Raw genomic sequence first — 1,192 nt, 5'->3', positions numbered from 1 at the left:
TCCTACGGCCTCTCTGATAGCCCCGATCAGGCATTTCGCGACGGCGAGATGCCCGTATTGGGCAGCGATGAAGAGCGGATACACCTGCCAGGCAGGATTAGCAACTTTCGTCAGGAATGATCTGTTCACCAGAGCCGGATCGTTCGCCAGCAACTCTTGAACCCAGGGAAGATTATTGCCGCGACAGGCCGCCAGTATCGGAGCCTCACCGTTTGGATTTGATCTGTCGTCATCGACAGCACTGGCAAAGGAAGGCGCAGCACTCGGCCCCGATAAGGGGGCGTGTTGAGCGGTTATCCGGAAGGTAGAAAATCGACTCCTGAGAGCATCCATAAACTGACAACTCGATAAGATACGAAAATGGAATTATAGGTGTTCAATCGTTTTTGTCTTTTTTTTCTCGCGTGAAGAAAGGGTCAGGGACGCCAGGGTGGGTGCAGTTTGCAGTCTGCGGAGCGCTGGAGTGCCGGAGCGGGCTGCAAACTGCATCGGCCAGGGAAGGCCGTCTGTCCGCCGGTACGATGGCAGGGATCAGGGAAAGACAAAAATCAGGGTCATCATTTTGCATAACACGTGTCGTTTATGGTGATAAACAATATATTTTTACACAATGAAAGACCTGCCCCCAGCTTTTCTGACCCCAGCTTTTCAGGAACGTATTGAGCTGCCCCCGGAAGAGAAGCAGGGTGCCCTTGAGACCTTCTTCACCAGAGTCCGGGAAGAGCTGGATATCATTCCCAAACCCGCAGTGACCGTTAGCATGCTGGCCTGAATCATCATTGCCAAATATTGCGATGCCTGGCCGGCCGCACCCTGCCATTGTTCCGGCAGGAAAAAATACTGGCACGCTATGGCGGCTCCATTACCCGGACGACCATGGCCAACTGGCTGATCCGGTTGTCCCTGCAACTGCAGTCCCTGATCAACCTGATGGCAGACCATCAGCGGGTCGGCCACATCATGAATGCTGATGAAACCCGGATCCAGGTACTCAAGGAACTCAGCAAGGCCATCCACTCGGATAAGTACATGTGGGTGGCCCACCAAGGCAACCGGCGGGGTTGGCTATTACGCTGGTTAAATTAGCGTTTACGTTCTATTGTTGTCATCCCCAGACGATTCTCCAACTGGAAACAGGTATTCCCCGAAGAAACCATGCAGTCACCTTCCTCCTCAGTAACCACAGACACTC

At 53.4% G+C, this 1,192-nt stretch carries 3 protein-coding genes; 2 read left to right on the top strand and 1 reads right to left on the bottom strand.

Annotated elements, in window-relative coordinates; all coding sequences use genetic code 11:
- The coding region (locus tag ACO6V1_RS24090; protein WP_422469154.1) for a hypothetical protein at positions 1-333 on the bottom strand (333 nt) is incomplete at its 3' end.
- Positions 334-610: 277 nt separating this feature from the next.
- Here ACO6V1_RS24090 and ACO6V1_RS24085 point away from each other — a divergent pair.
- Together ACO6V1_RS24085 and ACO6V1_RS24080 are read left to right on the top strand one after the other, a co-directional pair.
- Entirely contained in the window at positions 611-772 is a 162-nt protein-coding gene (locus ACO6V1_RS24085; protein ID WP_422451118.1) for a hypothetical protein, read from the top strand.
- Positions 773-789: 17 nt separating this feature from the next.
- The gene (locus ACO6V1_RS24080; protein ID WP_422462947.1) at positions 790-1,086 is read left to right on the top strand and encodes an IS66 family transposase; all 297 of its coding nucleotides are present in this window, start codon (positions 790-792) and stop codon (positions 1,084-1,086) included.
- Positions 1,087-1,192: the final 106 nt, after the last annotated feature.

The sequence above is a fragment of the Endozoicomonas sp. ALC013 genome, assembly GCF_049310205.1.
Taxonomy (GTDB): Bacteria; Pseudomonadota; Gammaproteobacteria; order Pseudomonadales; family Endozoicomonadaceae; genus Endozoicomonas.
This window is presented reverse-complemented; position numbering and strand designations above follow the sequence as displayed.